Below are 25,582 nucleotides of genomic sequence, written 5' to 3'. Positions count from 1 at the left end.
GATTTCCTGCGATGATCTGGGCATGAACGACATTACGGTCGTGCCCGTCCCGGCCCGCGTCGAGCCCGCCTCCGGGGTCAGTTTTACGTTCTCGGCCGACGCGGTGATCAGCTCCGACTCGGCGGGCGTCGGGGCGTATCTCGCTTCGGCGCTCCGGGCCGCCACCGAATTTGCCCTGCCCATTGTCGAGGGCGGGCCGCAGTCCGCGATCTCGCTGCGGCTCGACGGCGATTCCGGCGATTCCGGCGACTTCGGTGATTTCGGCGATGAGGGTTATGAACTCGTGGTCGACGCGGAACGGGTGGTCGTTCGGGCCCGTACCGAGGCCGGGCTCTTCTACGGCGTGCAGACCCTGCTGCAACTGCTGCCGGCCGCGAATGGGCCCTGGACGGTGCCGGGCGGGCGGATCGTCGATGCGCCGCGATTCGCGTACCGCGGGGCGATGCTCGACGTTTCCCGGCACTTCTTCGGCGTCGAGGTGGTCGAGCGGTTCATCGACGCGATTTCGCGGTACAAGATGAATGTCCTGCACCTGCACCTGAGCGACGACCAGGGCTGGCGGATCGCCATCGAGAAGTGGCCGGAGCTGGCCACGGTCGGCGGCGCGTCGCAGGTCGGGGGCGGTGCCGGGGGCTGTTTCAGCCAGGCCGACTATGCGCGGATCGTCGACTACGCGGCCGCGCGGTTCGTGACCGTGGTGCCGGAAATCGACATGCCGGGGCACACCAATGCGGCCCTGCACGCCTATCCGGAGCTCAATGCCGACGGTGTCGCGCCGGCCGCGTACACCGGCGTCGACGTCGGTTTCAGCACGCTCGCCGTCGGCCGGGACGTCACCTACGACTTCATCCGGGACGTGCTCACGGAAGTCGCCGCGCTCACCCCCGGCCCGTATCTGCACATTGGCGGCGATGAGGCCCAGAGCACGTCCACCGAGGACTATCTGGCGTTCCTGGACCGGGTGCAGCCGATCGTCGGCGAGCTCGGCAAGACCGTCGTCGGCTGGCACCAGATCGGCCCGGCGCGAACCGTTTCCGGGCGGGTCGCGCAGTACTGGGGGCACGGTCCCGCGCCCGACGAGGATGTGCTCGCGGCGGTCGCGCAGGGGGATCGGCTGGTGTTGTCACCGGCGGACCGGGTGTACCTCGACATGAAGTACACCCGCGAAACGCCGATCGGATTGGACTGGGCGGGGCTCGTCACCACGCGGACCGCCTATGACTGGGATCCGGACCGGCTCATTCCCGGCGCCATGGTCCTCGGCATTGAAGCTCCACTGTGGACCGAGACCGTGGCGACCGTGGCCGAAATCGATCTGCTGACGTTTCCCCGACTCCCCGCGGTAGCCGAATTGGCCTGGTCGCCGCAGGACGCCCGGGAATGGAACGACTTCCGCGCCCGGCTGGCCGCCCACGGTCCACGGTGGACACTGCTGGGAATCGGGTTCCACCCCGACCCGGAGGTCTTTTAGGCGGGCTTCCGCGCGACCAGGACATCGCGCATGATGGCCTGGTCGACGCGGTGCCGGAACGACCCGTACGGCTCGACGTCGACCACTTCCAGCCCCGCCTCCTCCAACAGCCCGGCGGCAAGCTCCCGTTTGGCCACGAACGTGTTCCACGCGATGCCCATCGCCCCGCCCGGCCGCAGCAGCCGCGTCCAAATCGGAGCCGCCTCGGCGAGCAGATCCTCCGGACTGCGCACGAGCCCTTTCCCGGCCGTGCGGCTGCCGTGCTGTACGCCATACGGGGCATCGGTGACAATGAGGTCGAACGTGGCGTCCTTGAAGAACTCCCGCGACCGCATGGTGTCGACGTTCACGACGTCCAAGAGCTGCGTGGCCCCCGACTTGAAATCGTCCCGGTCGGCGGCGAGCTCGATCCGGAGCCGTTTCGCGACCACCTGCCGCTCGCGCCGCACGGGCCCGAATTCGGCCTTGTGCTTGACCCGCTTGCGCTTGAGCCACGTCTGGATGAACGTCGCGTACGCCTCGAAGTCCTTCTGATCCCGATCGACCCCGGCCGCGTCGAACCCGTACATCAACGCCTGATTGAGCGTCGTCCCGCGCCCACAGAGCGGATCGAGCACCCGGAACCGCCGCTCGAGCAGTTCGCCGGCCCAATCCGAGGCGAGCAGGGTGACGTTCAGCAGCAGCTTCGTAAACTGCTCGTTGGTCTTGCCCTGGTACTTCTGAATGGTGATCAAATCATCGTCGAACCGATCGAGCCGCCGCATCTCCACCGGCCGGAGCAGATCCCCTTGCACGATCTCGAACAACGCGTAGACCGACGACAGGTTCCCGAGCACCGCAACGTCCCGCTCGCCGAGTTCGTCGGCCTCGAACGTCACGTACGGCACCCCGCCGACCTGCGCTTGCTGCACCGCGGCGAGCTTGTTCCCCAGCACCCCCCGATCGAACGCTCGGAGCTCGGCTTGGGTCAGCTCGACGGACGCCTCGGCGTAGACACGATTGGCGGAGGGCAGGATGAGCAGCGCATACAGGGCCATAGACCGCCCAGCCTACCGACACCGGGGGTACCGGGATGCAGCGCCGCCCCCTGGTGATGTACAGTTCCACGAGCAGGGGCGATTGGCGCAGCGGGAGCGCGCTTCGTTCACACCGAAGAGGTCACTGGTTCGATCCCAGTATCGCCCACTAGCTCAGAGGGCCTGTCGATACGTCGACAGGCCCTCTTGCGTTGGGTGGTAGGCAAAGTGGGTGACAACACCCTGTCAGCCGGCGGTTGGCGCCGTCTGGTCGTCGGCGAAGATCTCGTCCATGGCGACCGCTCCACCGAGCAGCACCGGCCGGAGCTGGTGCCGGTAGACCGCCTCAGTCACCCGCGTTCCGGCGTGGCCCATCAGGTCCGCAATCGCCTCGATGCTCATCCCACTGGCGGAGAGCAGCGACACGAAACTGTGCCGCAGTTCGCGCGGTGTCCAGTTCTCCGCATCAAGGCCGGCCCTCCTCGCAATCGAGCGAAAACCACGCCGAACATTTGCCGGATCCATTTCTGCGCCGCTTGATGTGCAGAACACCAGATCGTCGGGGTGTGGTTCGTTCTTTTTGTCACGATGTTTCCGAAGTGCCACGACGCATCGCGCCGATATGGCGAGCGTCCTGCGTGACTTCTTGGTCTTGGTGTCTCCACCTTCACGTACGGACCGCCACACCTGAATGGAAGGTGGCACAGGCGGGTCGGCGTCGGCCTGGCCGTCAAGGTCGACGTGCGCCCATGTAAGCGCCCGCAGTTCCTCCGTCCGGACCCCGGTCAGCAACGACACCACCACGTAAGCGCCGAGGGGCGCGTTCTGAGCGGCGTTGAGCAGAGCCTCGGCCTGAGCGAACGTGAGCGACTTCGACGGCCGGCCCGGCTGACCCTTCGGCACGCTGCACAACGCCACGACATTGCGCTTCACGTTGTCGCGGGCCATCGCCCGTTTGACAGCGCGGTTGAGGAAGTTGTGGATACTCTGCAAGCTTCTCGTGCTGAGAATCTTCGCTTTAGCGGCAAGCCAACGATCAACGTCCGACGCGCTGAGATCCCGAAGCTTGCGGGCGCCCAGATCCGGAATGACGTGCCGCTCGCAGAGCTGCGTAATCTGCGTGACCGTGCTCGTCGCGCGTCCGTTCAGCCCGTAGGCCAGCCAGTCCTTCACGGCGTCTTTGACGGTGAAGTTGAGCGGCCCGACGGCCAGGCCGTCCTCGTAGTCGCGCAGAACCTCCTTGAGCTTCGCCCGCGCTTCCGTCTTGGTCTTCCCGCGCCCCTTGCGGACGATCCGCTTGCCGGCCGGCGTGTACCCGACCGTTACCTCAGCGGTGAACCGCTGGCGCTGCTCGTCCCAGTAGAGGGCACCCTCGCCGCGCTCCCGTTGCTTCGGCATCAGGCGGCCTCCCGCTCCAGCAGCGCCACGTACTCAGCGATGGCGGCGGCCGGCACGAGCCGCGTGCGGCCTTCCTTGACGGTCCGCAGCCGGCCGGCGGGGATCAGCTCGTAGACGACAGTTCGGCTCAGGCTCAGGACCACCATGGTTTCGGACACCTTGTACAGGGCCTTGGACGGCATCTTGACGGCTTCCCCCGTTGTCGAAATGCGGGTGACAGAACTGCCAGAACTGACAGAACCTCGGCGCGACAGGCGTTGTGTCAGTTGCGTCGGTTCTGTCATGCGCTCCTCCGGACCTCGCTCAGGGCGTGGACGGTGGCCGCCGGCCGATACACCTCGGGATGCACGAGGTAGCTCGGCGAGGGTGGCCGGCCACCCTTCGGCGACCTGGCCGGCGGGTCGAGCCGGCGGACGTAGCCGTGCGCGTCGAGCACGTCGAGCGCCGGATCCAGATCCGAGACCGTGGGAACCTGGCTGCTCTTGACCGCCCGGAACAGCTCCCGCTTGGTGAACGCGGTTGAGCCCGTGCGTTCGATCCAGCCGAGGACGTGCCGGGCGTTGCGGGTGGCGTGGTCCGCGCCCATGTCGTCGAACGCGGCCAGAGCGTGGGCGGCGTAATACTCGCCGAGCATCGCGGCCCGGTCGACGGTCAGGGCGTCGATGGGCTTGCCCCACCCGTCGTGCAGGTGCTCGCCGAGGTGGATCAGACCGGCGACGCGGACGACTGCACCGGTGTACTTGCTGCCCCAGTCCACGATGTGCGCCCACGCCCCGCCAGGCGCGAGCCGGGGCTCAACCTGGCGCTCGATGTCCAGCACGCGCTCGTTGGCCTCTGGTGTGAGCGGCAGGACGGCCGGATCGGTCCACTCGGCCAGGCTCAGCACCAACGCCGACAGGTTGGCGCTGTACGCCGCGCTCACCTCGGCCGGCACCGGGTCGGCGCCGATCTTCCGCCGGCCCACGGTGTTCTCCGGCAACGCGAACAGGATGCGGGCCAGCAGCCCCAGGCCGCGGAAGCCGGGCATCCCGGCGATCTCGCGCAGCACGTCGGGCTGGACGGCCAGCCCAAGGGTCAATGCGGGCTTGTCGACATGCTCGGCGGCCCGGGACAGCCGGCCCACCCGCAGCATGTCGCCGGCGTGGCCCTTGAGGAACACCTCGAGGTTGGGTGTGCCCGAGTACCGGCCGGCGATGGTGGCGAAGATGCCTCCCTCCGGCGACAGCACGGCCAGGCGGCCACCCTGTGCGGCCAGCAGGGACGCGGCCGTCTCGCTCGTCACGTCATCGGCGACCAACTGCGGCAGGGCCGGAATGGTCACCGCGTCGGCCTGCATGGCGGCGGCGGTGGCTTCGGCGAGCAGGGTGTCGCGGCCGGACTCGTCGGCGTTGGCGGCGGCGTTCGCGGCCCGTTCGGCGGCCTTGCCCGCGACGCGCTGCGCGAGCTCGGCCTCCACGATCGCGGGCCGGGCGTGGTCCACGAGGTGCCGCTCCGCCGCGAGCAGCGGCCCGGTCATGGCCGCGAACACGGCGGACTTGCGCGAGCCGGGCGGCAGGACGACGACGGTGTACAGGTTCGTCGGCTCCCGCCAGTTGCCGCGCACCTCCACCTCGGCGCGCCCGCCGGCGGCCGTGGACAGCGCCGCGAGGGCGATGCTGCCGGCCAGGTCGAGCGGCGTTTGGGTGAACTCGGCGACGCCGTAGACCATCTCGGCGACCCAGCCGGGTAGTGCCTCGGCCGGGAACAGCGGCAGATGGCGGCCGGCGCCGAGCTGGATTAGCGGCGGCCAGCCCCCGGCGGTGGCCGTGTCGAGCATCGCCCGGCCGGCGGCCACCACGTCGGTCACGTCGGCGCCTGAGGCGGCCAGCTCGGCGAGCTGGACGCCGAGGTCCGCCACCTGGCGGCGGCGGGCGTGCTCGGCGACGATGCCGGCGTAGTGGCCGGCGTTGCCGGGCGTCGGGACAGCTTGCATGAGCGTGTGCAGGTACGGCGCTCCGCCCACCTTGGACAGGTCGCCCATTTCCGCGAGGTACGCCGCCAGGGCGATCGCGTCGGTGGGTCGGCCAGTGCTGTGTAGCGCGAGCAGGGCGTCCCAGAGCACCGCGTGGGCGGGCCGGTGGAAGTCGGTGGGGTCGAGGGTGGCGGCCAGGTCGGCGACGACGTGCGGGGCGAGCAGCGCGGCGCCGATGACGGCTTGCTCGGCGGCCAGGTCGTGCGTGGCACGGGACACGAGGGGCGTTCCTTTCAGCGTGCGGCGCGTTCGATCACGGTGGTGAGGTCGTGGGCCAGGCCGCGCAGTTGCCGGCGGGCGGCGGGCTCGGCGTCGGCCAGGGCGAGCCGGAGGCGGACCTCGGCGTGCTGGCGGCCGTTGGTGCCCAGCACCCGGGTCAGGACCACCCGGCCCAGCGCGGGAACGTTGATGACGATCGGCTCGGCCCGGTGCTCGCCGAGCCCGCAGCGATGCCCTTGGGCGCACCAGTCGGGGTGTCTGGTCATCGGGCGTCCCGGCGGACGCGGGCGAACTGGTTGTAGATCCAGCGGCCAGCGCGCAGCCGGCGGCCGGTGCCGTCGCAGCGGCGGCAGAGCCGGAACGCGCGGCCGGACGGGGAGCGGCGCTTGCCGGTGCCCGAGCAGCGCGGGCAGTTCCGGAACGGCCAGATCCAGCACGCCAGGGCGTAACCGAGCGTGACGAGTGTGCCGATGGCCACGAGACCGATAGCAAGTCGGGTGTGGGGGTCCACGAAGTGCCTCCAGGGCCGTTTTCGGGTGCGCGGAGCCGAGGGCTGCTAGTCGCTAGAGCCCAGGCAGGGTGTTTGTTTCGGTGCTAGCGGGGGTGCTAGCGCTAGCAGGGTCGGCCGCTAGCGCTAGCACCCTGCGCAGGGTCAGTCGGTGCGCTGCTTCCGGTCACGTTCCGCAATCGCGGCGAGAAGATCGGCGTGCTTAATGCCCCGCCGAGTGGTGGCCTTGCCATCGATCCGCCGGCCGACGTCACCGACCTTGACCGCCGAGTGCGGCTTCAGCGCGGTCGAGAGCTGCGCAGCCTCCCACCCGCCATAGACGTCAGGCCGCAGCTCGGCCAGCAGCGCACACAGCGTCTCGTTCCACGCGGCCTTCTCACCCGCCGGCCAGATCTGCGCGAGGTCGCCGAGCAGGTCGAACGCGGGTGTCGTGTCGCGCGTCTGCTCCTCAGGGTTGGGCATGGTGCCTGCCTTGACACGCAACGCGATGGCGCGGGCGATGATCCGGGCGGCGGCGGTGGTGTCGACGTAGAAGGACCGCACTGGTGAGGGCTTGCCGAACCCCGCGAGGATGCCCCACCCGGCTTCCTTGACCGGCTGGAAGACCGTGGCGCGGTGGCCGTTCTTGTAGGCCGACGTCCCGAGAATCATGTCGTTCGCGGTCTGGTCGGCCACAGACAGGCAGAACCGGGAGTTGACGTTACGGGTGATGCCGGTCGGGAGGCTGTCCTTGTCCGGGATCTGTGTCCCGAGCAGGATGATGATGCCCAACGCCCGACCAAGCTTGATGACTTTCTCAAGGATTTCGCCGGCAGCCTTGCCGTACTTCGAGGTCATGAGTTCTTGCAGCTCGTCGAACCACGCGACGAGCGGGTGAAGGCCAGAACCCTTGAGGGAAGCCAACTCTGGCGTGACTTTGTTCTCGGGCGCCTTGCCGAGCTTGGCGTAGTGCTCGATTCGCTTGGACCGGCGGCGGCACTCCTCATACAGCCACTCAATGAACGCGAAGCACGCGGCGAGGGTCTCGTCATCGAACCCGTTGCCATACTCGGCCATGACCGGCGCAGCGACCGCGAAGTCACCGACACCCTTCAGCTCGTAGCCTCGGATCTCCAACCGGGGGTCGAGCGCGGCGGCCAGGATCAGATCCCGCAACGCGAACGTCTTGCCGGAGCCAGGCTGGCCGCCGAATAGGTAGTTGCGGAACATCAGATCGATGTCCACCGAGTCCAGTCGGGGCGTGGTGGCGAACGGGAACGGCTTGAACACATCCACCCGAGCCGTGGTCGACAGCAGCGGCCAAGCGGGCTGCTTCATCGCCGATGCCGGCTCATAGCCCACCCACAGCGCGAGACGTCCCGTGTGCCCCGCCGCTGGCTCCGGCCAAACCTGATCCAGAGGCAGTCGCATCGCCGAAGCGAGCTTGCCCCGCCGAGCGACAACCTCGGACGCCTCCACCCCGTACGGCAGGTCCACGATCGCGAGATGGCCGGGGCCATCGCGATGAATCTCGTTCGGGAACGTGATGGCGTTGGCGTCCTTGCCGACAGCACTGTTGATCGCGCTGATCTGCAACGAGGTGAGCGCACGGCGGACCAGCTCGGCCGTGAGCTTGCGGTAGCGGTTGCCCTCCACCACTCGATCGGTGAGCGGCTTGTCCGCCGGCCGGCCGACTCGGGCCAGGATCGGCGCCACGAGCACGAGCGCGGCGTAGCGCCACCACAGCGGCCCCAGTGCAAGCACGATGCCGGCGGCCACGAGCCCCAGCACCGCGAACAGGAGTAGCCACCAGCGCCACGAGGACTGGCGCTGCCGGCGGGCGTCGAGCTTCAGCCACGTGTCGGCGTCCCCGCGACTTGCAGCGGCCTGGCGCAGCGCCCAGTTGCCTTCCTCGGCGGTTGCCCAGTGCAGCGCGCGGCTGGTGCCCCGGAACAGGCCGGCGGGTGCGTACCAGGCCACCTTCGCCGCGTACTTCGGTGTGCGGACGGCGTGGTAAACCAGCACGTAGCCGGCATCCTTCATCGCGTGGCGCAAGGCCGCGTAGAACGCTCGGCGCGAGCGCGCCCACTCGGCCAGAATCGGCGCCCGCCGTTGCTGACGCGCGTAGACCTCGGCCGGCATCGGCTCAGCGATGTCGACCAGCCCACCAAGGGTTGTCGGGCTGTCATCGACGGACTCGGCGTCGTCCTGGTCCTCGTCGTCGCGGTCCAGATCGGGGGTTGCGGTGCGTCGGGCGCGGGCCGCGCTCAGGTCGAGCACTTCGGCGTCACCCGCAAGTGGTTCGTCGCTTGCGGCGTCTAGCCCATGGATGGGAGGGGTCGTCATGATGAGGGTTCCTCCGTGCGGTCCATCGGATCGAGCGGGATGGGGACCGGAGCGCGGCCAGGGTTCCTAGGCCAGACGGCCGCGCTCCGGGCAAAGCTAAGAGGCGAATCGCTCCGCGTCGTTGCGACGTTCGCAGGCGCGGGAATCGGTGGGGTTCGTGGATCGCACCGGCATCAGACGGCCTTGAGCTTCGGCGCCGAGCCCGACGACACGCTGTCGACAGCCTGTCGACGGTGCCGCTTGACGGTCGTTTCCGACAGGCCGAGCCGAGCGGCGATCGCTGCGTCACTGGCCCGGGGGCTACGGGCAATCGCGGCCGCGATTCGCGCGGCGGCGGAGGGCTGACGCTTCGGCGTCGTGGCCCGCTTCGCGACCGGCTTGACCGGCGCGGTCGGCTCAGTCGCGGGCATTGCTTCGGGCATCGGCTCGGGTTCGGGTGCCGGCAGCTCGACAACGGGCGCAGGTGGAGTCACCGGCTCAGGCTCAGTGACAGCCGGGGCACTGCGCCGCGCGCCGGTGGCGAGGAGCGCTCCGGTGGCCATCACCATCAGGCCGTCGACGGCGAGCGGCCCGATCGCTGCCGTGAGCTGATCCTCGCGGTAGAAGCCCAGCAGGCCGGAGAGGTGTCGGTACGACACGACGGCTGCGACCAGCCCGACCGGCAACAGCCCGACGAACCGAAGCGTGCTCCAGCGCTTGCCGGCCGGCCACGCGGTACGAGCCAGGATCTCGACCGCCACGAACAAGGCGAGGGGCCAGAAGATCGCGCCGACGACGGCGCCCGCCTGCGGGTGCCAGATCATGCCGGCGTTGGCCGGCGGGACGTAGGAGTGAGCGACGTTCGCGGCGATGGAGACCGCACCGCCGAGGACGGCGCCCGCATACGCCCATCCGCGACCGGTCCGGGCGGCCATCAGGCGGCCCGCCCGTGGTTGATGCGGGCAGACAGGCGCGTGAGCATCTCGCGCATGACGCGCTCCTCGGCGCGGCGCAGCCGGCGCCAGTCCAGTTCGGTCGGTCCGCCGTCGTTCGTGAGCACGCGGATCTCGGCGTCAACGAGCGCCATCTCCGCTTCGATCGGGGGCCATTCCTGCTCGATCGCGGCCAGGTCAGCCGGGGTCGGCTCGTCCTGGTACCGCATCTTGGTGCGCTTCAACGCAACCTCCATGAAGACCTTCAAGTCCCCCGGTGGGACTGATTGGTCCCCATGAGTGTGCAGACTGATCCGTCCCCGCGTCAAGGACTGATTCGTCCTCACGGGGACCAGAGCGTCTTCTTGCGGGGACGAAGTAGTCCCCGCACACTGGTCGCATGGACATTGGAGACGTGTTGCGTCAGCGCCGCGCTGAGCTGGGAATGTCCCAAGCAGACCTAGCGGCAGCCGCGGGCGTCGATAAGCGGCAAATCAGACGATACGAGGCGGGCGAACAACAGCCGGTTTTGTCCGTAGCTGTGGCGATCGCGAACGCCCTGAAGATCTCGGTCGGCGAACTGGCCGGCATCCCAACCCACAAGGTCAACCTCTCCGGCGACTGGTGGGCGTCGTGGCAGACCTTCAAGGACGGCGAGGAAGTCATCACCGTGCAGGAGGTCCGCTTCAGCCAGCAAGGCGAGCTGATCAGCGTGCAGACCACCACCCGCGGCATCGACGTCGTGGACGGCGGCTACCACTGGCGCGGCGAGCTGCGCGTGTGGGACAACGAGGTCCTGATGGGCTGGTACGCAGCCGATGACGGATCAGTCCGCTCCAAGGGCACGATGTACTTCGTCCTGCACCCACACGGTCAGCACATGGACGGCCGATGGGTCGGCATGAGCCACGACGGCAAGGTCGTCACCGGATGGGGCGGCATCTCCAAATCCGAACAGGAAGCCCACGACGCGATCGCCCGACTCAGGGACCAATTCGGCGACCTCGACGACCAGGCCGTGCAGCGCGCGGAGATTGAGCCGGCAACGTGACCGAGGAGGTCTGCGAGGTCGTCATCACGGCGCCTGATCCCGATTGGCTCACGAGCTTCACGCGGTCGTTGGTCGCCGACCGGCTCGCGGCCGGCGGCCATGTCATCACCGAGATCCGCGCCATCTACCGGTGGCAAGGCGAGGTCCACGACAAGGCGGAGGCGCGTGTGGTGCTCTACACGCGCCGCAGCCGGCTCGCCACCATCATCGAGCGAACCAACCGCGAACACCCTTACGACGTCCCGCACGTGACTGCGATGCCCTTCGACGGCAGTCCCGCATACGTGCAATGGGTGTTGGACGAGACCAGCACGGTATAACGGCCAGTCCCCAACGCCGCACCCTCACCTCAGCGACAACCCGTCCGACATCCGCGTGCCGGACGGGTTGTCAAACGTGCGCGCCTCCAGGCGCGGCAGGAGAACGCTATGAACAGACAACGGCATTTCCCGTGGTGCGACCTAACCCGATGCAGCGCCGGCCGCCACTCTTCGCCGTACTACAAGCACCGATCACGTGAGTTCACCGGCACGTTCGATCCGGACTCCGACAACTCCGTGAACCTCTCCGTCGCGCACTTCGCGAACCGGACCACCCTGTTCCTGTTGGAGTTCTGCAACGACCGATGCGAGGGTCACGAGATCACCCCGCGCCAGGCGCGTGAACTCTACGACGCACTCGGTGAATACCTCGGCGAGGTGGAGGCGGCCGACGCCGAGTCCGGAAACGTCGCACGGCCCTTGTCCTTGGTGGCGCACAACACCAAACAACCCTAGGACTTCCTCGGCGTCGAAAGGTGTAGTCATGAGCGCTTGGGATGCGCCAATCTATCTGCAAATCGCCGATACGCTCCGCGAGCGCATCGAGCAGGGAATCTACAAGGCCGGCAAGCAGTTGCCTGATTAATTCGTGCTTGCCAATGAGTTTAACTGCAGCAGGGACACTATTCACTCAACCATGGCGGTCCTCCGCGACGAGGGCCTTATCAGCTGCCGGCGTGGCGCCCCTGCGTTGGTTCGAACCCAGGCTAGGCGGAAAACTCTTATTCTCCATGTGATGGAAAGGGTTTCCTGCCGAATGCCGAGCCGACAGGAACGCATGCAACTTGACCCTAGATGCCGGCGTTCCTCTATTTGAAGTCCAACGCGCCGACGGCAGTCGCGAGTTGTTTGCAGCAGATAGGTTCACCTTCACGGAAGCTGGAGCGGGACTGGAGCGCGCCACCGGCATTGCGTATTAGTGATGATTCTTCGTTATCCTTGAAGCTAGCCAATCGATGGAAAGTGCGGAAGCCAGTCAAGCTTGAAAGACTCACCGTCCCGATATACTTCCGAGAGCCTGTAGTCGGCGGGTGTGATGTCATCCGGGAACGCGACACTGCCGTAAGGATTGTCGAACCGGACGACGACCGCCGTATCTGGACTCCATGGCGCCCAGTTGTATGCGACGAAGATGCAGGACAAGCGCGTGTTACGGCCAGGGCGAAAGAATCCATTACGAGCTCGCGTCAAGGCCATGGACGGGAAAGATACCTGCTCGTCCCCAAAGAGCGCATTGGTGACGTCTTCTACCGAGAGTATTATCTTCTCGGCGCCTACCCAGATCGCAAAGGGTGCGCCTCGCAAATCGTAGTTCTTGTTCACTTTAGCTTTAAGGGCCAGCCGCAGACGCTCGGCGCTGTTGTCGAATCCGCCGACCATTGCACTCGGCCCGATGATTCGATCACCCGGGCGAGGCGGTTGGGCTGACGTCCGCCGAATGAACTGGAACTCAAGACGCACACCTGTAGTGGTATACGTCACCGGCGGCGGCTTAGACGCCCCGGAGTTCGGCGACTCGGCGTCCAACTCCTCTAGTCGCTCCTTGAGCCACCGAGTCAGGCTTTGGAAGGACGGTTGCCGTTCTAGTTGTATCACCTTAAATCCGAGGAACCAGTTCCCTAGCTTTAGGCGGCTGTTCAGCTCGTCCGAGATTGTGCCGTGCTGAAAAAGTTCGTCTGACCAATCTTGACGAGTGAAGATGGAGCGCACTTCGATTGCGCCCAGGTAGGTCGAGTCTCGATATATCCGAAAGTCTGGCCCACGGCCACCTTCTTCGTTTGTGACAGTTCCAGACGAAAGAAGGCGTTCGTGCAAAAATAGCTCATCAAGAGCTGTCAAATAGTCTTCGTCTCGCTCACTTCTTAACCGGCCTCGAAATTTTGAGTTCTCGTCAGGAAAACGGGAGTAGCAGTCGTTGACCCATTTTCTGCCGGCCACGGCCTGCTCACGCGTTGAGGTCAGAAGGAAGTTGACAACGGGTTCCGTCGAGCCGAGCCAACTTTCGCGAGGCTCGGTCGGCTCAGGAAACACTGGTTCCATCACGGCTGCTCAGGCTAATCCGCCAACGGGGCATCGGCCATCACATTAGGTCCGCGTAGGTGCGCACTCCTGAGTTGCCCTAGCAACGAACGGGTGCGAACAAGACCTAACTCGGCTCAAACGGTTCTAGCCGATCGCGATTCGGCGCCTGCCATACCAGGCACCTCAGCGAAGACCGCGACATTGGCCATGCTTCCTTGCTTACGCACGAGACTTGGTGATCTAGGCTATTGGGCAAGCTTCGGTCCGACATGCGGAGGACTGAAGCGTCGAGCACCTTGCCTGAGGACCCTCGGGTCGAGCAGCAGGGTGTTGTCGAACCAGTTAACCGTCTTGGCAAAGCGGAGGTTGGCTTGCTACCCGACGTCACCGACAAGGGCCGTGCCGAGAAGGTGGGTCGCCCGATCGGCAGGCTTATGAGCGCTGCGGCGGTGAAAGCGGCCGGGCCAATGCGCGCTGTCGACGTTCTGTCGCCGCTTGGTCATACGCACCACCGGCTGACCAAGCAGATCGACGTCCAGGTGCAGAACCTCGATCTGCACCAGCTCGGCGCGATGCTCGACGACACCGCCCCGTGGGGACAGCTGCACCACCGGCTGACCAAGCAGATCGACGTCCAGGTGCAGAACCTCGATCTGCACCAGCTCGGCGCGATGCTCGACGACACCGCCCCGTGGGGACAGCTGCACCACCGGCTGACCAAGCAGATCGACGTCCAGGTGCAGAACCTGGACCTGCACCAGCTCGGCGCGATGCTCGACGACACCGCCCCGTGGGGACAGCTGCACCACCGGCTGACCAAGCAGATCGACGTCCAGGTGCAGAACCTGGACCTGCACCAGCTCGGCGCGATGCTCGACGACACCGCCCCGTGGGGACAGCTGCACCACCGGCTGACCAAGCAGATCGACGTCCAGGTGCAGAACCTCGATCTGCACCAGCTCGGCGCGATGCTCGACGACACCGCCCCGTGGGGACAGCTGCACCACCGGCTGACCAAGCAGATCGACGTCCAGGTGCAGAACCTGGACCTGCACCAGCTCGGCGCGATGCTCGACGACACCGCCCCGTGGGGACAGCTGCACCACCGGCTGACCAAGCAGATCGACGTCCAGGTGCAGAACCTGGACCTGCACCAGCTCGGCGCGATGCTCGACGACACCGCCCCGTGGGGACAGCTGCACCACCGGCTGACCAAGCAGATCGACGTCCAGGTGCAGAACCTCGATCTGCACCAGCTCGGCGCGATGCTCGACGACACCCTCCCGTGGGGACAGCTGCACCACCGGCTGACCAAGCAGATCGACGTCCAGGTGCAGAACCTCGATCTGCACCAGCTCGGCGCGATGCTCGACGGCTTCGGCCCCCTCGGTGCGAGCCATCACCGGCTTGTCGGTCAGCTTCAATCAGCGGTGGGGCTGATATCGACCACACAACTCGATAAGGCACTCGCTGACGTCGGCCGGCTGAGCGAAACACATCGGCGCCTTGCGCAGACACTGGACAGAGCGGCGGAAGCTAAGCGTGGAGCGGAGCCCTCGCTGCCTCTGGCGAGACTGGTGGAGGCAAACCAAGCTCTCGCCTCGCAACTTGACGAAGTGGTGCGGTCCACCGAAATCGGGATCGCTGAAGTAGAGAGTGGCTCCCTCGACAGTGCAGCCGCCGATAGGGAGATGACTCGGCTTCTGCTCGGCTATCTCGTCGGCTGCATGGTCTTTCTATGGTGCGTTCAGCTTTATTTGAACTACCGAAACGACCAGATAGACGCCGTTACTGCCATCACCGGATGCAGCGCCTATAGCATCGGCAAGCTCGCGGCTCGACTCACCTGGCGGCTGTTCGATCGAGCGTTCCCGCCGATCGCTGGCGGCGCGGACGACGACGGCTGAAGCAGCAATCGAAGCCGCTGCCGGTGGGTGGCAAAGTGGGCGACGACGACGCCGGACGACTACGGACGCTGACGCACTGACTGGGACCGTTCGTGCAGCTCACGGCCAGTCGTAGAGCAGACCAACGCATCAAGGTCAGTGCTTCACACCGAAGAGGTCACTGGTTCGATCCCAGTATCGCCCACCCACAGATCAAGGGCCATTTCCGATCATCGGAAGTGGCCCTTGACCCGTCCGAGGGTCCGACTCAAGGTCGAAGAGCACCTCGGCCTGGGGCGGATCGAGCACCTTGCGAAGGTCGGCGACGGTCCGGCGCCATGCCGCACGCTCGGAGGCGTCCGCCCAGAAGTCGGCGAGCCACGATGGTGGCGCCACAATGCGGTCCAGGGCTTCGATGGCCAGTTCTCTGCAGTAGCCAGGAAACGCCGGCATCGGCGTCAACGGGCCGTGGCCCGACCGGATCGGATGGCCGCCGGGACACTGCGCAGGGACCAGCGCCGCAGCGGCCACAGCGCGTGGAGCGTCCCAAATTTCCGGCTCATCGGTCGTGGCGACACCTTCCAGCACGTCGCCGATCAACTTGATGCGCGCTTCGGTGGTCGCCTCGTCCAGGTCGTAGGCGAAGTCGGCGGCGCCGTCGTTGCCGAACGGACTGACGTCCCAAAAGCCCATGACCGGTCCCCCTCGCTTGGCGCCTGAGTGACGATCATGGTCGACGCAGCGCAAACTCCCGCTGACCATGCACGGGAGGTGGACGATTCCGTGGCCGGCCTTCCGCAGCTTTCTCGACGCGATCCAAGCAACACCCGACATCGCGACCGGCCCCGAATGATCAGGCCCGGCGTACCGCGCCTAGCGCTGCCGCCGGCCGCGGTCGGCGTTCGCGGTAAGGGTGGTTCAGCGGGTGCGCTGCGGGGACTGGGGCTGCCCCTGCTGTGGAACCTGCCGGTTCTGCCGGGCCTTCATCGCCAGCCGCGAGAGATAGATCAGCGCGCCGCCCAGGACGCCCACGTCGTCCAGGTAGATGGGGTCGGGGAGGAGGTCGATCGGGAAGATCGTGTAGATCAGGGCGCCCCAGAAGACCCATTTGCCGCCGATGCCCATGGCCTGCAAGTACTTGCCGGTCTTCCAGACGCGGATGGCCAGGACGATGGCCGCGATCAGCAGGGCGACCAGGATGAGGCCGCCGATCACGAAGAGGGCGTAGAACCACTCGTCCGACATGGTTCGAGTTTACGGGTGATACTGCCCCCATGCCCGTCGAGCCGCCCGTGATTGTCAGCAGTGATCCGCGTTCGTTTCCGTTTTCGGTGGTCAGGGAGCGGCATCCGAAGATCGTGGAGCGGGTGCTGGCGGGGTATCCGTACGCACCGGCGGTACGAGAGCGGCTTGAAAGGCTCTTGCAAGAGGATGTCATCGCGCCCTTGCAGGAAGGGGCGCATGATGCCGAGCTGTGGGCCGGGTGGGGTGCGGGGATGATCGGGCGGGCCAGTTGGGTCGACGTCCCGTTTCTGTTCGCCGAGAACTTCTTCTATCGGCGGCTGCTCGAGGCCGTCGACTATTACGGGCCCGGCGCTTGGCGAGGGATCGATCCGTTCGGCCCGCAGAAGCGGGCTGACCTGCCCGGGGCGGCGGAGTTGGCCGAACTTGACGCGCTGCAGGAACAACCCGAGGCGGCGCAGGCGAGCGGGCTGGTCAGGGCGGCGGTGTGGGGCAACCGGGCCGATCTCGGGTTCGGGCTGGTCGCGCAGCAGCATGAGAAGGTCGATGAGCTGCTCGTGGATGACACCGCGCGGCTGTGGGAGCTCACCCGGGGCGGGACGGTGATCGTCGTCGCCGACAATGCGGGGCGGGAGCTGCTGCCCGATCTGGTGCTCATCGACTTTCTGCTGCGGACCGGGCGCGCCGGCGTGGTCGAGTTGCACGTCAAGCCGGCGCCCTATTTCGTGTCCGATGCGATGACCGCCGATGTGCTCGACGAGCTGGGGCGATTTCCCGCGGACAGCGCGGTCGGCGGGCGACTCAGAAAAGCCTTGCAAACCGAAAGGCTGCGGTTGTACACCCAGAGCTTCTACTGCGCCCCATTGACCTTTCACGACGCGCCGGAGGAGCTGGCCGATCGGTTCGCGGCGGCGGAGTTGACGATCCTCAAGGGGGATCTCAACTACCGCCGCCTGGTGGGGGATCGGCGGTGGCCGGTGACCACGCCGTTCGCGGAGGTCAGCGGATACTTTCCGGGGCCCGTCGCGGCGCTGCGGACGCTGAAGTCGGACGTGGTGGCCGGGCTGGGCGCGGGGGTCGAGGAGCGGCTGCCCGCCTCATGGCGCACCAGCGGCGCTTTTGCCCTTGTCCAGGTTCGCGGTTGAGGAGAAGGTCGGGCCGGCCCAGGACTTGCAGGAGTTCGTCATGCTCAGCACTCTGCCGCCCCTGACTTGGCGAGCACTTGCGGTCGGCTTGCGAACGGCCTCAAGCGTGGCGGCGGTCACTTCGGCCTAGCCCGATAGGTCACCCCCGTGCGTGGCTTTTGTCCGGGTGTACCGGGGTATCGCGCCACCTCCCGATGGAGAGGAACGCGCGCATGCAACCTGAAGGCGACGAACTGGCGCCCCAGGTCGATGAGGACGTCCCGCCGGAGCCGGAGCGCTTCCCGGCGGCACCCGACAGCGTCTCGGCGGCACCGGACAGCGTCTCGGCGGCACCCGCGGTGGGCTCCGCGCCGGTGGGCGGTCCGGCTCCCATCGGCAGCTCGGCGCCGGTCAACGGCTCGGCGTACCGGCCGGTCGGCACCTCGGCGTCGGCCACCCTGGCGGCGCTGTGGAACGAGGGCGACCGGCAGCGGCTGCGGTCGCGCTGGCAGGAGCTCCAGCTGCGGTTCATCGACGACCCGCACCTGGTGGCGGGGGAGGCGGAGCGGCTCGTCCAGGAGGCGGTCACCTCGCTGAACGCGTCGCTCGATCAGCGGCGCACCCAGCTGCACCAGCAGCGGGCCGCCCGTGGGCTGGACACCGAGAACCTGCGCGCCTCGCTGCGCGACTACCGCGAGTTCCTCGACCGCATCCTCGGACTGTAGGGGGTACCCCGTGAACTCCACGACGATCACGATCGGCCTGGTGGTGCTCGCCCTGGCGGTGGGCGGCTGGATCCTGCTGCGCGGCGGCAAGGAGGAAGAGGAGGAGCTGGAGGAGGCGGGCGCCGGCACCGTTCCCGCCGCTGGCACGCCCGCGCCCGTGGCCCAGCCCCGCCCGCCCACGACGGCGGCGACGGCCGGGACCATGCCGATGGCGGGCACGATGGGCGCGCCACAGGCGGCCGGCACGATGGGCATGGCCGCGCCGGCCGCGCCCGCACCGGCGGCGGCGGTCCCGGCGGCCGCGCCGATGTCCTCGGTCCCGTACGGCGGGGGCTACGCCGTCACCGCCCCCCTCACCAGCGAGGCGCACGCCTACGAGGTGCGGACCCGGTGGCAGGAGCTGCAGCTGCGCTTCGTCGACGACCCGCAGACGGCGGCCGGCGAGGCCGAGCGCCTGATCGACGACGCGCTGGCCGGGGTGACCGCCTCGCTCAACGCGCGCAAGGACCAGCTCAGCAGCTGGCGGGCGTCCGGCCGGGACGACACCGAGCAGCTGCGGGCGGCCGTGCACGGCTACCGCGACTTCCTCAACCACCTCGTGGGTGCGTGAATGCGGTGTGCGCATGAACACCGCACATGCTGGGCACGCGCGACCTGATCAACCACTGCACGAGCGCGAATCCAGTGTGCGCATGAACTTCGTTTGAGCGGGGGCGTCGGGCGGGAATACCTCCATTGAAGGAGGACCGCCATGACAGCCACCCAAGTATTGATCACGGTCATCGTCCTGATCGTGATCGCCGCGCTCGGCTACGGCATCTGGTTCGTCACCCGGCGGCGGGCCCTGCAGAACCGGTTCGGCCCCGAGTACGACCGGGCCGTGGCCGAGGGGGACAGCCGCCTCGCCGCCGAGCGTGAACTGCGTGAGCGCGAACGCCGCCACGCCGAGCTCCAGATCAAGGACCTGTCCCCGGAGTCCCGGGCCCGATACACCAGCAAGTGGGAGGAGATCCAGGCCCGCTTCCTGGACGACCCGGCCGGCGCCGTCCGCGACGCCGACGCCCTGGTGACCGAGCTGGTCACCGAGCGCGGGTACCCCACCGGCGACTACGAGGAGCACCTCTCGCACCTGTCGGTCGAGCACGCCCGGACCGTCGGGCACTACCGCGACGCCCACGAGATCTCGCAGCTCTCCGACCGTGGCGAGGCCACCACGGAGCAGCTGCGCCAGGCCGTGGTCCACTACCGCACGCTCTTCTCCGAGCTGCTCGGCACCGACGTCACCCCGACCGGCCGCACCGACACGGCCGGCGCCGTCGTGGCCGAGCCGGCGGACGTGGCCGGGCCGGTCGACGGGGCTGAGCCGGTCGGCACCGTGGCCGCCGACCGTGCGGACGCGCGCCGGGCCGACCGGGCCGACGAGCGCGACCACGCCGAGGCCGCGGCCGAGGCGGCCGAACACGACGCCGAGCACGTGACCGGGTTCGACGACCCGGCCGCCCGCCACGACGCCGAACTGCACCGGGCCGACGACAGCGCGGTCGACGGCGTACCCGCCCAGCGCACCGGCGGCGACGCGCCGCACAACACCCGCAGCCGGTCGTAGGGCCGGGGAAGGACAGTCTGCGATGACGCAGCAGGAGCAGCACGAGACGTACGTCCCCGGCCAGCGCTACGGCGACCACGACACCGACGACAACGTGGCGGTCGGCACCGCGCACGCCCCCCACGACGAGCAGACCACCGACGAGGAGCGGGCGGAGGAGAGCTACCCCGCCTCCACCTACGCCTCGGGCTCGGCCGACGCCGACGTGGCCGACCGCGACGACGTCGAGGTCGTGGACCGCGACGACGCCCTGGCCGAGGAGGACCGCGAGGACGCCCTGGACCGCGACGACCGCGACGGCGACACCCGCGCGTACGAGCAGGACGAGGTCGACGCGGCCTACGACAACGCGGTGCGGGAGAACGAGGTCCGCGACGTCGAGTCCGACGAGCGCGTGGTGACCGACCAGGATGTCCAGACCGACGAGGACGCGCGGGCCGACGAGGACGCACGGGCCGACGAGGACGCGCGCCTCGACGAGGATGAGGATGCGGCCGAGGAAGAGGTCGCGTCCGAGGAGGCCCAGGAGGACCGGCAGTGGGCCGCCGAACACGCGACCGAACTGCGCGCCGGTTCGACCACCCTCGACGACACCACGCACGTCGACGAAGCGGATGTTGACGACACCAACGTCGTGGCCGTCAACGACAGCACTTACGACAGCACCGACCACAGCACCGACGACGAGCAGCCCGCGGTGACGGACTCGACGCCCGGCTCCGTGGACGTCGCGGCCGTCGGGGCGGTCTGGACCGACGGCGCCGTCGACGGTCTGCGCGACCGCTGGCGCGAGCTGCAGCTCCGCTTCATCGACGACCCGCGCGCGGTCGCCGGCGAGGCCGACGCCCTGGTCGGCGAGGCCGTCGACACCATCACCAACGCCCTGCAGGCCCAGCGGGCCGAGCTGGCCAACTGGCAGAACGAGCCGGGCGACGACACCGAGCGCCTGCGCGCGGCCGTCCGCGGCTACCGCGACTACCTGGACCGCCTGCTCGGCATGTGAAGCCGCACGGAAGAGCCCGCCCCGGACGTCGGAGGCGGGCTCTTTGCTGTCCCGCTACCCGGTGGTAACGTCCGGTGGTACCAGTTAGTACCAAGGGGGCCGCCGACATGCACACGCGGATCGCGATCATCGGTGCCGGCTTCGGCGGCCTGGGCGCGGCCATCCGGCTCAAGCAGCGCGGCCGCGACGACTTCGTGGTGTTCGAGCGGGCCGGCGAGCTGGGCGGCACCTGGCGGGACAACAGCTATCCCGGCTGCGCGTGTGACGTGCCTTCCCAGGTGTACTCCTACTCCTTCGCCCTCAACCCCGAGTGGACGAGCACCTACTCGCCGCAGGCCGAGATCTGGGCGTATCTCGAACGGTGCGCGGACCGGTTCGGTGTCCGCCCGAAGATCCGGTTCGGCACCGACGTGCTGAGCGCCGACTGGGACCCAACCGAGCGCCGCTGGCAGATCGTGACCAGCCAGGGCACCTGGACCGCCGACGTCCTCGTCGCCGCCGGCGGCCCGCTGAACGAGCCGGTCGTGCCCAAGCTGCCCGGGATGGAGACGTTCCGCGGCGAGGCGTTCCACTCCGCCCGCTGGAACCACGACGCGCGGATCCAGGGTCGCAACGTCGCGGTCATCGGCACGGGCGCCTCCGCGGTGCAGATCGTCCCCGCGATCCAGCTCGAAGCGCAGCGCGTCACCCTGTTCCAGCGCACCCCGGCCTGGGTCATGCCGCGCCGCGAGCGTCCGCTGCGATCGTGGGAGCACCGGCTGTACAAGCGGATCCCAGGTGCGCAGCGGGCCATGCGGTCCCTGGTGTACTGGCAGATCGAGGCGACCGTCCTGGTCTTCCTGCGCCCCGCGCTCATGCGGCTCGCGCAGCGGGCGGCCCTGGCCAACCTGCGCAAGGCGGTGCCCGATCCGGGGCTGCGGGCCAAGCTCACCCCCGCGTACCGGATGGGCTGCAAGCGGGTCCTCAAGTCCGACGACTACTACCCGGCCCTCACCCGGGCCAACGTCGAGGTCGTCACCGACGCGATCGCCGAGGTCCGCCCGCACGCCGTGGTGACCCGCGACGGCACCGAGCACCCGGCCGACGTCATCGTGTTCGGCACCGGCTTCCGGGTCACCGACCTGCCGATCGCCGAGCGGATCCGCGGCCGCGACAGGCGCAGCCTGGCCGAGCACTGGCAGGGCAGCCCGCAGGCGTTCCGGGGGACCACGGTGGCCGGCTTCCCCAACCTGTTCCTGCTGCTCGGCCCGAACACCGGCCTCGGCCACAACTCGGTCGTGCTGATGATCGAGGCGCAGCTGTCGTACCTCCTGGACGCCCTCGACACCCTCGAGCGCAAGGGCATCCGGGCGGTGGAGCCGACGCCCGAGGCGCAGGCGCGGTTCGTGGCGCGGGTCGACCGCCGGATGGCCGGCACCGTGTGGGCGACCGGGTGCCACAGCTGGTACATCGACGCCACCGGCCGCAACTCGACCCTCTATCCCGGCTCCACGTGGGGGTATCGCCGCCGCATGCGCCGCTTCGACCCGCGTTCGTACCGCGAGGTGAGCGCATGACCGTCCACTATGTACGGCGCGGCCAGGGCGAGCCGCTCGTGCTCATCCACGGCATCGGCCACCACTGGCGGGCCTGGGAGCCGGTCATCGAGCCCCTCGCGCGGCACCACGACGTGATCGCGCTGGACCTGCCCGGCTTCGGCCGCACGCCCGCGCCCGCGGTCAACCTGGGCATGCCGAGCGCGGTCGCGGCGCTGGGCGAGTTCTTCGCCGAGCTCGACCTGGACCGCCCGCACGTGGCCGGCAACAGCCTCGGCGGCGCCATCGCCCTGGAACTGGCCGCGGCCGGGCTGGCCCGCTCGGCGACGGCGCTGTCCCCGGCCGGGTTCGCCACCCCGGACCAGGTGCGCCGGGCCCTGCGCGTGCTGCGGAGCCTGCGCTTCGGCGCGTTCACCCCGGCGCCGGTCCTGCGGGTGTTCTACCGCACCGCGTTCGGCCGCCGGTTCTCGTTCGGCGCGCTGGTCGTCGACCCGGCGGTGCTGACCCCGGAGCGGGCCCTGGCCGACACGCTCGCGCTGCGCGGTGGGCGGGGCTTCGCGGCCGTGGCCCGGCACGGGGCGAACTATGCGTTTTCAGCCGACGTGAGCGCGGTCCCGGTCACGATCGCGTGGGGCGACCGGGACCGCATTCTGCTGCCGATGCAAGCCCGACAAGCGCATCTTGTACTGCCTGATGCGCACCACGTCCTCTTGGAAAACTGTGGCCATGTGCCGATGAGCGATGACCCGGACGAAGTCGCCCGGGTCATCCTGGAAACCATCAGGCGAAGCGCACCAGCGTCCGCGCGCCCCGACCGTCCCGCATCCGGCTGAACGCCTCGCCCACCCCGGACAGCTCGACCTCGTCGGTGACCAGCGCGGCCAGGTTGAGCCGCCCGGCCCGGTAGTGCTCCAGCAGGATCGGCACGTCCACGGCCGGATCGGTGCTGCCGTACATGCAGCCGACGATCGTGCGGGCGAAGAACGCCACCTCGAGCGCGTTGAAGGTGACCGGGTCCGCCGCCGAGCCGAGCCCGACCACCGTCGCCGTGCCGCCGCGCCGGGTCACCGACCAGGCCGAGCGGATCGTCTCGCCGCGCCCCACGCACTCGATCGCGTGGTCGGCCCCGATCCCGCCGGTCAGCCCGCGGATCTCCCGGGCCAGCTTGTTGCCCGGGGCCATGAAGTGCGTGGCGCCCAGCGACAGGGCCAGCTCCTCCTTGGCCGGCGACGGGTCGACGGCGACGATCGTGGACGCGCCGGCCAGCCGGGCGCCCTGGATCGCGGCCAGCCCGACCCCGCCGAGCCCGATCACCGCGACCGACTGTCCAGGCTGGACCTTCGCCGCGTTGGTGACGGCGCCGACGCCGGTGAGCACCGCGCAGCCGAGCAGCGCGGCCTCGGCGAGCGGGATGTCGGCCGGGACCGGGATGCAGGCGTGCGCGCCGACGACCGTCTCGGCCGCGAAGGCCCCGGTGCCGAGCCCCGCGTAGACGGGCTCGTCGCCGCTGGTGGCGAACGGGACCCGGGCCGCGTCGTCGCCGTGCAGGCACAGGTACGGTTCGCCGTGCTCGCAGTACCAGCAGGATCGGCACGGCGGCGACCAGTTCAGCACCACGTGGTCGCCCGGCGCGAGGCCGGTGACGCCGTCGCCGACCTCCACCACGACCCCGGCGCCCTCGTGGCCCAGCACGGCGGGCAGCGGCTGGCGCAGCGTGCCGTTGGCCAGCGACAGGTCCGAGTGGCAGACCCCGGCCGCGGCCAGGCGCACCCGCACCTGGCCCGGGCCGGTCGGGTTGAGCTCGATCTCCTCGACGGCGAGCGGGCCGTCGAGCGCGCGCATGACGGCGGCGAGGGTCACAGCTGCACCGACTTCACGGCCGTGAACTCCTCGTACCCGTGCACGCCGAGCTCGCGCCCGTAGCCCGAGTGGCCGATGCCGCCGAACGGGGCCTGCGGGTTGAAGGCGCCGCCGTTGATGTCGACCTGGCCGGTGCGCATCCGCCGCGCGAACGCCACGGCGCGGTCGCGGTCGGCGGACCAGACGGCGCCGGCGAGGCCGTACTTCGTGCCGTTGGCGATGCGGAGCGCGTCGTCCTCGTCGCGGTACCGGATGATGGAGAGCACCGGCCCGAAGATCTCCTCCTGGGCGATGGCCGAGCCGGGGTCGACGTCGGCGAAGACCACCGGGGCCACGTAGTAGCCGACCGACGGCACCTCGCCGCCGCCGAAGGCCACGGTCGCGCCGTCGTGCTTGCCGCGCTCGATGTAGCCGAGCACCCGGTCGCGCTGGGCGGCCGAGGCGAGCGGACCCAGGCGGGTGGCCGGGTCGGACGGGTCGCCGACGGTGTACTTGGCCGCGGCCGCCACCGCGAGCTCCACCGCCTCGTCGTAGCGCGCGTCGGGCACCAGCATCCGGGTCCACGCCGTGCAGGTCTGGCCGGAGTTCAGGTAGCAGTTGCCGAGGCCGACCTTCACCGCGGCGGCGAGGTCGGCGTCGGGCAGGATCACGTTGGCCGACTTGCCGCCGAGCTCCAGCGCTACCCGGGTCACGTTGGCCGCGGCGAGCGCGGCGACCGCGCGGCCGGCCGCGGTGGAGCCGGTGAACGAGATCAGGTCGATGCCCGGGTGCCCGGCCAGCGCCGCGCCCGTCGGGTCGCCGTAGCCGTGCACCACGTTGTAGACGCCGTCCGGGATGCCGGCCGCGCGCACGAGCTCGGCGAGGCGGTTGGCCGAGAGCGGGGCGACCTCGCTCGGCTTGTGCACCACGGTGTTGCCGGCCGCCAGCGCGGGTGCGACCTTGGCCATCGTCTGGTGCAGCGGGTAGTTCCAGGGCGTGATCGCGCCGACGACGCCGAGCGGTTCGCGGTACACCTCGGAATTGCCGATGCGCTCGGGCTCCTCGGCCTTGTTCAGCAGGCTGATCATCGAGCCGAGGGTGGCCAGCGGCAGCCCGACCTGGACCTTGCGGGCGATCGGCAGCGGCGCGCCCATCTCGGCGCTGATCAGCTCGGCCAGCTCGGCCGCGGCGCCGGTGAGGGCGTGCAGCAGGGCCTGCAGGTGCTCGGCCCGTTCGGCGCGGGGGAGGGCGGCCCAGGCGGGCTGGGCGGCCCGGGCGGCGGCGACGGCACCCGACACGGTGTCGGGGGAGCCGGGCGAAACGGAGCCGATGACCTGTTCGGTGGCGGGATTGACGACGTCGATCACGAG

General features: G+C 68.9%; 26 protein-coding genes and 1 tRNA gene. 13 read left to right on the top strand and 14 right to left on the bottom strand.

Annotated elements, in window-relative coordinates; genetic code table 11:
- Window positions 1-22: 22 nt before the first annotated feature.
- Window positions 23-1,471, top strand: a complete 1,449-nt coding sequence (locus ACQP00_RS42640) for a beta-N-acetylhexosaminidase (RefSeq protein WP_433208090.1) — start codon at window positions 23-25, stop codon at window positions 1,469-1,471.
- Here the strand turns inward: ACQP00_RS42640 and ACQP00_RS42635 are convergent.
- Window positions 1,468-2,508, bottom strand: a complete 1,041-nt coding sequence (locus ACQP00_RS42635; RefSeq protein ID WP_433208087.1) for a TRM11 family SAM-dependent methyltransferase — start codon at window positions 2,506-2,508, stop codon at window positions 1,468-1,470. The genes ACQP00_RS42640 and ACQP00_RS42635 overlap by 4 nt on opposite strands.
- 76 nt (window positions 2,509-2,584) lie before the next feature.
- Between ACQP00_RS42635 and ACQP00_RS42630 the strand changes: the two genes are divergently transcribed.
- A tRNA-Val gene (locus ACQP00_RS42630) sits at window positions 2,585-2,656 on the top strand.
- Window positions 2,657-2,733: 77 nt separating this feature from the next.
- Here ACQP00_RS42630 and ACQP00_RS42625 read toward each other — a convergent pair.
- The 8 genes from ACQP00_RS42625 to ACQP00_RS42590 all read right to left on the bottom strand — a co-directional run bounded on the left by ACQP00_RS42625 (window position 2,734) and on the right by ACQP00_RS42590 (window position 10,116).
- Window positions 2,734-3,885, bottom strand: a complete 1,152-nt coding sequence (locus ACQP00_RS42625; protein WP_433208084.1) for a site-specific integrase — start codon at window positions 3,883-3,885, stop codon at window positions 2,734-2,736.
- The gene (locus ACQP00_RS42620) at window positions 3,885-4,067 is read right to left on the bottom strand and encodes a helix-turn-helix domain-containing protein (RefSeq protein ID WP_433224193.1); all 183 of its coding nucleotides are present in this window, start codon (window positions 4,065-4,067) and stop codon (window positions 3,885-3,887) included. The genes ACQP00_RS42625 and ACQP00_RS42620 overlap by 1 nt, the downstream gene beginning before the upstream one ends.
- 98 nt (window positions 4,068-4,165) lie before the next feature.
- Window positions 4,166-6,115: a DUF3987 domain-containing protein gene (locus tag ACQP00_RS42615; RefSeq protein ID WP_433208081.1), complete on the bottom strand. Its 1,950-nt coding sequence runs from the start codon at window positions 6,113-6,115 to the stop codon at window positions 4,166-4,168.
- A 14-nt stretch (window positions 6,116-6,129) separates the two neighbouring features.
- A complete protein-coding gene (locus ACQP00_RS42610; protein WP_433208078.1) occupies window positions 6,130-6,381 on the bottom strand; it encodes a hypothetical protein in 252 nt (83 codons plus the stop codon).
- Window positions 6,378-6,593: a hypothetical protein gene (locus ACQP00_RS42605; protein WP_433208075.1), complete on the bottom strand. Its 216-nt coding sequence runs from the start codon at window positions 6,591-6,593 to the stop codon at window positions 6,378-6,380. Before ACQP00_RS42605 ends, ACQP00_RS42610 begins: the two co-directional genes overlap by 4 nt.
- Window positions 6,594-6,767: 174 nt before the next feature.
- The gene (locus ACQP00_RS42600; RefSeq protein ID WP_433208073.1) at window positions 6,768-8,948 is read right to left on the bottom strand and encodes a cell division protein FtsK; all 2,181 of its coding nucleotides are present in this window, start codon (window positions 8,946-8,948) and stop codon (window positions 6,768-6,770) included.
- Window positions 8,949-9,121: 173 nt separating this feature from the next.
- On the bottom strand, window positions 9,122-9,862 hold the full coding sequence (locus ACQP00_RS42595) for a hypothetical protein (RefSeq protein ID WP_433208070.1): 741 nt from the start codon (window positions 9,860-9,862) through the stop codon (window positions 9,122-9,124).
- On the bottom strand, window positions 9,862-10,116 hold the full coding sequence (locus tag ACQP00_RS42590; protein ID WP_433208067.1) for a DUF6284 family protein: 255 nt from the start codon (window positions 10,114-10,116) through the stop codon (window positions 9,862-9,864). Before ACQP00_RS42590 ends, ACQP00_RS42595 begins: the two co-directional genes overlap by 1 nt.
- A 143-nt stretch (window positions 10,117-10,259) precedes the next feature.
- Between ACQP00_RS42590 and ACQP00_RS42585 the strand changes: the two genes are divergently transcribed.
- From ACQP00_RS42585 to ACQP00_RS42575, 3 genes are all read left to right on the top strand, one after another.
- A complete protein-coding gene (locus tag ACQP00_RS42585) occupies window positions 10,260-10,910 on the top strand; it encodes a helix-turn-helix domain-containing protein (RefSeq protein ID WP_433208064.1) in 651 nt (216 codons plus the stop codon).
- A complete protein-coding gene (cutA, locus tag ACQP00_RS42580; RefSeq protein ID WP_433208061.1) occupies window positions 10,907-11,230 on the top strand; it encodes a divalent-cation tolerance protein CutA in 324 nt (107 codons plus the stop codon). Before ACQP00_RS42585 ends, cutA begins: the two co-directional genes overlap by 4 nt.
- A gap of 108 nt (window positions 11,231-11,338) precedes the next feature.
- The gene (locus tag ACQP00_RS42575) at window positions 11,339-11,686 is read left to right on the top strand and encodes a hypothetical protein (protein ID WP_433208058.1); all 348 of its coding nucleotides are present in this window, start codon (window positions 11,339-11,341) and stop codon (window positions 11,684-11,686) included.
- A 489-nt stretch (window positions 11,687-12,175) separates the two neighbouring features.
- Here the strand turns inward: ACQP00_RS42575 and ACQP00_RS42570 are convergent, their stop codons facing one another.
- Window positions 12,176-13,273: a hypothetical protein gene (locus tag ACQP00_RS42570; protein ID WP_433208055.1), complete on the bottom strand. Its 1,098-nt coding sequence runs from the start codon at window positions 13,271-13,273 to the stop codon at window positions 12,176-12,178.
- Window positions 13,274-13,623: 350 nt separating this feature from the next.
- Here ACQP00_RS42570 and ACQP00_RS42565 point away from each other — a divergent pair, with 350 nt between their 5' ends.
- On the top strand, window positions 13,624-15,159 hold the full coding sequence (locus ACQP00_RS42565) for a hypothetical protein (RefSeq protein WP_433208052.1): 1,536 nt from the start codon (window positions 13,624-13,626) through the stop codon (window positions 15,157-15,159).
- Between the two features lie 192 nt (window positions 15,160-15,351).
- Here the strand turns inward: ACQP00_RS42565 and ACQP00_RS42560 are convergent, their stop codons facing one another.
- Window positions 15,352-15,831 (bottom strand): DUF4259 domain-containing protein, encoded by a 480-nt coding sequence (locus tag ACQP00_RS42560; RefSeq protein ID WP_433208049.1) that lies wholly within the window; start codon window positions 15,829-15,831, stop codon window positions 15,352-15,354.
- Window positions 15,832-16,056: 225 nt separating this feature from the next.
- Complete coding sequence (locus ACQP00_RS42555) at window positions 16,057-16,383, bottom strand: DUF1232 domain-containing protein (protein WP_433208046.1); 327 nt, start codon at window positions 16,381-16,383, stop codon at window positions 16,057-16,059.
- A 29-nt stretch (window positions 16,384-16,412) separates the two neighbouring features.
- Here ACQP00_RS42555 and ACQP00_RS42550 point away from each other — a divergent pair, with 29 nt between their 5' ends.
- The 7 genes from ACQP00_RS42550 (at window position 16,413) to ACQP00_RS42520 (ending at window position 23,206) form a co-directional block, all read left to right on the top strand.
- Window positions 16,413-17,525 carry a damage-control phosphatase ARMT1 family protein gene (locus tag ACQP00_RS42550; RefSeq protein WP_433208043.1) on the top strand — a complete coding sequence of 371 codons (1,113 nt, stop codon included), beginning with the start codon at window positions 16,413-16,415 and terminating at the stop codon, window positions 17,523-17,525.
- A 212-nt stretch (window positions 17,526-17,737) separates the two neighbouring features.
- A complete protein-coding gene (locus ACQP00_RS42545) occupies window positions 17,738-18,229 on the top strand; it encodes a hypothetical protein (protein ID WP_433208040.1) in 492 nt (163 codons plus the stop codon).
- A 10-nt stretch (window positions 18,230-18,239) separates the two neighbouring features.
- Window positions 18,240-18,839 carry a hypothetical protein gene (locus ACQP00_RS42540; RefSeq protein WP_433208037.1) on the top strand — a complete coding sequence of 200 codons (600 nt, stop codon included), beginning with the start codon at window positions 18,240-18,242 and terminating at the stop codon, window positions 18,837-18,839.
- A 141-nt stretch (window positions 18,840-18,980) separates the two neighbouring features.
- Entirely contained in the window at window positions 18,981-19,835 is an 855-nt protein-coding gene (locus ACQP00_RS42535; protein WP_433208035.1) for a hypothetical protein, read from the top strand.
- Window positions 19,836-19,857: 22 nt separating this feature from the next.
- Window positions 19,858-20,838: a hypothetical protein gene (locus ACQP00_RS42530; protein WP_433208032.1), complete on the top strand. Its 981-nt coding sequence runs from the start codon at window positions 19,858-19,860 to the stop codon at window positions 20,836-20,838.
- 107 nt (window positions 20,839-20,945) lie between these two features.
- The gene (locus ACQP00_RS42525; protein ID WP_433208029.1) at window positions 20,946-22,394 is read left to right on the top strand and encodes a flavin-containing monooxygenase; all 1,449 of its coding nucleotides are present in this window, start codon (window positions 20,946-20,948) and stop codon (window positions 22,392-22,394) included.
- Window positions 22,391-23,206, top strand: coding sequence for an alpha/beta fold hydrolase (locus tag ACQP00_RS42520; RefSeq protein ID WP_433208026.1), 816 nt, complete (start codon window positions 22,391-22,393; stop codon window positions 23,204-23,206). The genes ACQP00_RS42525 and ACQP00_RS42520 overlap by 4 nt, the downstream gene beginning before the upstream one ends.
- Here ACQP00_RS42520 and ACQP00_RS42515 read toward each other — a convergent pair.
- Window positions 23,154-24,233, bottom strand: coding sequence for a Zn-dependent alcohol dehydrogenase (locus tag ACQP00_RS42515; RefSeq protein WP_433208023.1), 1,080 nt, complete (start codon window positions 24,231-24,233; stop codon window positions 23,154-23,156). The genes ACQP00_RS42520 and ACQP00_RS42515 overlap by 53 nt on opposite strands.
- Window positions 24,230-25,579, bottom strand: coding sequence for an aldehyde dehydrogenase family protein (locus tag ACQP00_RS42510; RefSeq protein WP_433208020.1), 1,350 nt, complete (start codon window positions 25,577-25,579; stop codon window positions 24,230-24,232). The genes ACQP00_RS42515 and ACQP00_RS42510 overlap by 4 nt, the downstream gene beginning before the upstream one ends.
- Between the last annotated feature and the right edge of the window lie 3 nt (window positions 25,580-25,582).

The organism is Dactylosporangium sp. CS-047395 (assembly GCF_050942185.1).
In the GTDB taxonomy this organism is placed as follows: domain Bacteria; phylum Actinomycetota; class Actinomycetes; order Mycobacteriales; family Micromonosporaceae; genus Dactylosporangium.
The sequence above is the reverse complement of the archived record's forward strand: the minus strand, read 5'-3'. Positions and strand labels throughout refer to the sequence as shown.

Coding starts and splice junctions, on each gene's coding strand:
- ACQP00_RS42620 (WP_433224193.1), bottom strand. CDS start 4,067: ATGCCGTCCAAGGCCCTGTACAAGGTGTCCGAAACCATGGTGGTCCTG.
- ACQP00_RS42575 (WP_433208058.1), top strand. CDS start 11,339: ATGAACAGACAACGGCATTTCCCGTGGTGCGACCTAACCCGATGCAGC.
- ACQP00_RS42535 (WP_433208035.1), top strand. CDS start 18,981: ATGACAGCCACCCAAGTATTGATCACGGTCATCGTCCTGATCGTGATC.
- ACQP00_RS42600 (WP_433208073.1), bottom strand. CDS start 8,948: ATGACGACCCCTCCCATCCATGGGCTAGACGCCGCAAGCGACGAACCA.
- ACQP00_RS42525 (WP_433208029.1), top strand. CDS start 20,946: ATGCACACGCGGATCGCGATCATCGGTGCCGGCTTCGGCGGCCTGGGC.
- ACQP00_RS42635 (WP_433208087.1), bottom strand. CDS start 2,508: ATGGCCCTGTATGCGCTGCTCATCCTGCCCTCCGCCAATCGTGTCTAC.
- ACQP00_RS42585 (WP_433208064.1), top strand. CDS start 10,260: ATGGACATTGGAGACGTGTTGCGTCAGCGCCGCGCTGAGCTGGGAATG.
- ACQP00_RS42560 (WP_433208049.1), bottom strand. CDS start 15,831: ATGGGCTTTTGGGACGTCAGTCCGTTCGGCAACGACGGCGCCGCCGAC.
- ACQP00_RS42530 (WP_433208032.1), top strand. CDS start 19,858: ATGACGCAGCAGGAGCAGCACGAGACGTACGTCCCCGGCCAGCGCTAC.
- ACQP00_RS42555 (WP_433208046.1), bottom strand. CDS start 16,383: ATGTCGGACGAGTGGTTCTACGCCCTCTTCGTGATCGGCGGCCTCATC.
- ACQP00_RS42595 (WP_433208070.1), bottom strand. CDS start 9,862: ATGGCCGCCCGGACCGGTCGCGGATGGGCGTATGCGGGCGCCGTCCTC.
- ACQP00_RS42545 (WP_433208040.1), top strand. CDS start 17,738: ATGCAACCTGAAGGCGACGAACTGGCGCCCCAGGTCGATGAGGACGTC.
- ACQP00_RS42590 (WP_433208067.1), bottom strand. CDS start 10,116: ATGGAGGTTGCGTTGAAGCGCACCAAGATGCGGTACCAGGACGAGCCG.
- ACQP00_RS42520 (WP_433208026.1), top strand. CDS start 22,391: ATGACCGTCCACTATGTACGGCGCGGCCAGGGCGAGCCGCTCGTGCTC.
- ACQP00_RS42625 (WP_433208084.1), bottom strand. CDS start 3,885: ATGCCGAAGCAACGGGAGCGCGGCGAGGGTGCCCTCTACTGGGACGAG.
- ACQP00_RS42610 (WP_433208078.1), bottom strand. CDS start 6,381: ATGACCAGACACCCCGACTGGTGCGCCCAAGGGCATCGCTGCGGGCTC.
- ACQP00_RS42550 (WP_433208043.1), top strand. CDS start 16,413: ATGCCCGTCGAGCCGCCCGTGATTGTCAGCAGTGATCCGCGTTCGTTT.
- ACQP00_RS42640 (WP_433208090.1), top strand. CDS start 23: ATGAACGACATTACGGTCGTGCCCGTCCCGGCCCGCGTCGAGCCCGCC.